Consider the following 5,224-nt stretch of genomic DNA (forward strand, 5'->3'; position numbering starts at 1 on the left):
AAGAACTGAACGAAAAGCCCGGAGGAAAGCCCGAGAGGGTGAGTACAAAGGAAGCGTCCGTTCCTTGAGAACTCAACAGCGTGCCAAAAATCAACGCCAGAAGTTGATACCCCGTCCACTTCGGTGGATGAGGTTCCTTTGAAAAAGTCCTGTCCTTAGCGGGGCAGGCAATTACACAGCGAGGACGTTGTGGACTGTCGGTCTTATTCCGATCTGATGGTCCCGCTCTAAGTGATGTGTGCACCCGATTACGGGTAAACATTCATGGAGAGTTTGATCCTGGCTCAGGACGAACGCTGGCGGCGTGCTTAACACATGCAAGTCGAACGATGAAGCCTTTCGGGGTGGATTAGTGGCGAACGGGTGAGTAACACGTGGGCAATCTGCCCTTCACTCTGGGACAAGCCCTGGAAACGGGGTCTAATACCGGATACTACTCCTGCCTGCATGGGTGGGAGTTGAAAGCTCCGGCGGTGAAGGATGAGCCCGCGGCCTATCAGCTTGTTGGTGGGGTAATGGCCCACCAAGGCGACGACGGGTAGCCGGCCTGAGAGGGCGACCGGCCACACTGGGACTGAGACACGGCCCAGACTCCTACGGGAGGCAGCAGTGGGGAATATTGCACAATGGGCGAAAGCCTGATGCAGCGACGCCGCGTGAGGGATGACGGCCTTCGGGTTGTAAACCTCTTTCAGCAGGGAAGAAGCGAGAGTGACGGTACCTGCAGAAGAAGCGCCGGCTAACTACGTGCCAGCAGCCGCGGTAATACGTAGGGCGCAAGCGTTGTCCGGAATTATTGGGCGTAAAGAGCTCGTAGGCGGCTTGTCACGTCGGATGTGAAAGCCCGAGGCTTAACCTCGGGTCTGCATTCGATACGGGCTAGCTAGAGTGTGGTAGGGGAGATCGGAATTCCTGGTGTAGCGGTGAAATGCGCAGATATCAGGAGGAACACCGGTGGCGAAGGCGGATCTCTGGGCCATTACTGACGCTGAGGAGCGAAAGCGTGGGGAGCGAACAGGATTAGATACCCTGGTAGTCCACGCCGTAAACGTTGGGAACTAGGTGTTGGCGACATTCCACGTCGTCGGTGCCGCAGCTAACGCATTAAGTTCCCCGCCTGGGGAGTACGGCCGCAAGGCTAAAACTCAAAGGAATTGACGGGGGCCCGCACAAGCGGCGGAGCATGTGGCTTAATTCGACGCAACGCGAAGAACCTTACCAAGGCTTGACATATACCGGAAAGCATTAGAGATAGTGCCCCCCTTGTGGTCGGTATACAGGTGGTGCATGGCTGTCGTCAGCTCGTGTCGTGAGATGTTGGGTTAAGTCCCGCAACGAGCGCAACCCTTGTCCTGTGTTGCCAGCATGCCCTTCGGGGTGATGGGGACTCACAGGAGACCGCCGGGGTCAACTCGGAGGAAGGTGGGGACGACGTCAAGTCATCATGCCCCTTATGTCTTGGGCTGCACACGTGCTACAATGGCCGGTACAATGAGCTGCGATACCGTGAGGTGGAGCGAATCTCAAAAAGCCGGTCTCAGTTCGGATTGGGGTCTGCAACTCGACCCCATGAAGTCGGAGTCGCTAGTAATCGCAGATCAGCATTGCTGCGGTGAATACGTTCCCGGGCCTTGTACACACCGCCCGTCACGTCACGAAAGTCGGTAACACCCGAAGCCGGTGGCCCAACCCGTAAGGGAGGGAGCTGTCGAAGGTGGGACTGGCGATTGGGACGAAGTCGTAACAAGGTAGCCGTACCGGAAGGTGCGGCTGGATCACCTCCTTTCTAAGGAGCATATAGCCGGCTGCGGTCGAATGTACCGCACGGTTGCTCATGGGTGGAACGTTGATTAGTTGGCACGGTTTCCTGATTCTTCTCACAAGTACTGCTTCGGCGTGGAACGTGAGGGTGTTGAGGGTGATCGTGCCTGGCACGTTGTTGGGTGTCTGAAGGTACGGCCGTGAGGCTGTTGTCTTCAGTCCGGCCCCAGTGAACTCGGCCCGTCAGGGTGGGGGTGGTGGGTGGCTGGTCGTTGTTTGAGAACTACACAGTGGACGCGAGCATCTGTGGCCAAGTTTTTAAGGGCGCACGGTGGATGCCTTGGCACCAGGAACCGATGAAGGACGTGAGAGGCCGCGATAGGCCCCGGGGAGCTGCCAACTGAGCTTTGATCCGGGGGTGTCCGAATGGGGAAACCCGGCAGTCGTCATGGGCTGTCACCCATGCCTGAACACATAGGGCATGTGGAGGGAACGAGGGGAAGTGAAACATCTCAGTACCCTCAGGAAGAGAAAACAACCGTGATTCCGGGAGTAGTGGCGAGCGAAACCGGATGAGGCCAAACCGTATGCGTGTGATACCCGGCAGGGGTTGCGCATGCGGGGTTGTGGGAATTCTTTTGACCGGTCTGCCGGCCGGTCGGCGAGTCAGAAACCGTTGATGTAGTCGAAGGACATGCGAAAGGTCCGGCGTAGAGGGTAAGACCCCCGTAGACGAAACATCAGCGGCTTGCTTAAGAATCTCCCAAGTAGCACGGGGCCCGAGAAATCCCGTGTGAATCTGGCGGGACCACCCGCTAAGCCTAAATATTCCCTGGTGACCGATAGCGGATAGTACCGTGAGGGAATGGTGAAAAGTACCGCGGGAGCGGAGTGAAATAGTACCTGAAACCGTGTGCCTACAAGCCGTGGGAGCGTCGCTGTTGTTCTTCGGAACAACAGTCGTGACTGCGTGCCTTTTGAAGAATGAGCCTGCGAGTTAGCGGTGTGTAGCGAGGTTAACCCGTGTGGGGAAGCCGTAGCGAAAGCGAGTCCGAACAGGGCGATTGAGTTGCACGCTCTAGACCCGAAGCGGAGTGATCTAGCCATGGGCAGGTTGAAGCGGAGGTAAGACTTCGTGGAGGACCGAACCCACCAGGGTTGAAAACCTGGGGGATGACCTGTGGTTAGGGGTGAAAGGCCAATCAAACTCCGTGATAGCTGGTTCTCCCCGAAATGCATTTAGGTGCAGCGTCGTGTGTTTCTTGCCGGAGGTAGAGCACTGGATAGGCGATGGGCCCTACCGGGTTACTGACCTTAGCCAAACTCCGAATGCCGGTAAGTGAGAGCACGGCAGTGAGACTGTGGGGGATAAGCTCCATGGTCGAGAGGGAAACAGCCCAGAGCATCGACTAAGGCCCCTAAGCGTACGCTAAGTGGGAAAGGATGTGGAGTCGCAGAGACAACCAGGAGGTTGGCTTAGAAGCAGCCACCCTTGAAAGAGTGCGTAATAGCTCACTGGTCAAGTGATTCCGCGCCGACAATGTAGCGGGGCTCAAGCGTACCGCCGAAGTCGTGTCATTGCAGCATGAGGGCCAACGCCCGCTGTGATGGGTAGGGGAGCGTCGTGTGCCGGGTGAAGCAGCAGCGGAAGCTAGTTGTGGACGGTTCACGAGTGAGAATGCAGGCATGAGTAGCGATACACACGTGAGAAACGTGTGCGCCGATTGACTAAGGGTTCCTGGGTCAAGCTGATCTGCCCAGGGTAAGTCGGGACCTAAGGCGAGGCCGACAGGCGTAGTCGATGGACAACCGGTTGATATTCCGGTACCCGCTTTGAAACGCCCAGTATCGAATCAGGCGATGCTAAGTCCGTGAAGCCGTTCCGGAGCCTTCGGGCAAGGGAAAGTGGTGGAGCCGACGGACCAGACTTGTAGTAGGTAAGCGATGGGGTGACGCAGGAAGGTAGTCCAGCCCGGGCGGTGGTAGTCCCGGGGTAAGGGTGTAGGCCGTGTGGCAGGCAAATCCGTCACACATTAAGGCTGAGACCTGATGCCGAGCCGATTGTGGTGAAGTGGATGATCCTATGCTGTCGAGAAAAGCCTCTAGCGAGTTTCATGGCGGCCCGTACCCTAAACCGACTCAGGTGGTCAGGTAGAGAATACCGAGGCGTTCGGGTGAACTATGGTTAAGGAACTCGGCAAAATGCCCCCGTAACTTCGGGAGAAGGGGGGCCATCACTGGTGAGGGAACTTGCTTCCTGAGCTGGGGGTGGCCGCAGAGACCAGCGAGAAGCGACTGTTTACTAAAAACACAGGTCCGTGCGAAGCCGTAAGGCGATGTATACGGACTGACGCCTGCCCGGTGCTGGAACGTTAAGGGGACCGGTTAGTCACATTTCGGTGTGGCGAAGCTGAGAACTTAAGCGCCAGTAAACGGCGGTGGTAACTATAACCATCCTAAGGTAGCGAAATTCCTTGTCGGGTAAGTTCCGACCTGCACGAATGGCGTAACGACTTCTCGACTGTCTCAACCATAGGCCCGGTGAAATTGCACTACGAGTAAAGATGCTCGTTTCGCGCAGCAGGACGGAAAGACCCCGGGACCTTTACTATAGTTTGATATTGGTGTTCGGTTCGGCTTGTGTAGGATAGGTGGGAGACTGTGAAGCGGCCACGCCAGTGGTTGTGGAGTCATCGTTGAAATACCACTCTGGTCGTGCTGGATGTCTAACCTCGGTCCGTGATCCGGATCAGGGACAGTGTCTGATGGGTAGTTTAACTGGGGCGGTTGCCTCCTAAAGAGTAACGGAGGCGCCCAAAGGTTCCCTCAGCCTGGTTGGTAATCAGGTGTTGAGTGTAAGTGCACAAGGGAGCTTGACTGTGAGACCGACGGGTCGAGCAGGGACGAAAGTCGGGACTAGTGATCCGGCGGTGGCTTGTGGAAGCGCCGTCGCTCAACGGATAAAAGGTACCCCGGGGATAACAGGCTGATCTTCCCCAAGAGTCCATATCGACGGGATGGTTTGGCACCTCGATGTCGGCTCGTCGCATCCTGGGGCTGGAGTCGGTCCCAAGGGTTGGGCTGTTCGCCCATTAAAGCGGTACGCGAGCTGGGTTTAGAACGTCGTGAGACAGTTCGGTCCCTATCCGCTGTGCGCGTAGGAATATTGAGAAGGGCTGTCCCTAGTACGAGAGGACCGGGACGGACGAACCTCTGGTGTGCCAGTTGTCCTGCCAAGGGCATGGCTGGTTGGCTACGTTCGGGAGGGATAACCGCTGAAAGCATCTAAGCGGGAAGCCTGCTTCGAGATGAGTATTCCCACCTCCTTGAGAGGGTAAGGCTCCCAGTAGACGACTGGGTTGATAGGCCAGATGTGGAAGCCCGGTAACGGGTGGAGCTGACTGGTACTAATAGGCCGAGGGCTTGTCCTCAGTTGCTCGCGTCCACTGTGTTAGTTCTGAAG

The 5,224-nt window shown here is 56.9% G+C and carries 2 rRNA genes; both read left to right on the top strand.

Annotated features, from left to right (window positions below):
• Positions 1–261: 261 nt before the first annotated feature.
• Positions 262–1,786 (top strand): 16S ribosomal RNA (locus ACIA5F_RS30835).
• Positions 1,787–2,069: 283 nt separating this feature from the next.
• Positions 2,070–5,192, top strand: a 23S ribosomal RNA gene (locus ACIA5F_RS30840).
• The 16S and 23S rRNA genes sit together here, the layout of an rRNA operon.
• Positions 5,193–5,224 lie beyond the last annotated feature (32 nt).

This window comes from Streptomyces sp. NPDC051567, from assembly GCF_044454165.1.
Classification (GTDB): Bacteria; Actinomycetota; Actinomycetes; order Streptomycetales; family Streptomycetaceae; genus Streptomyces.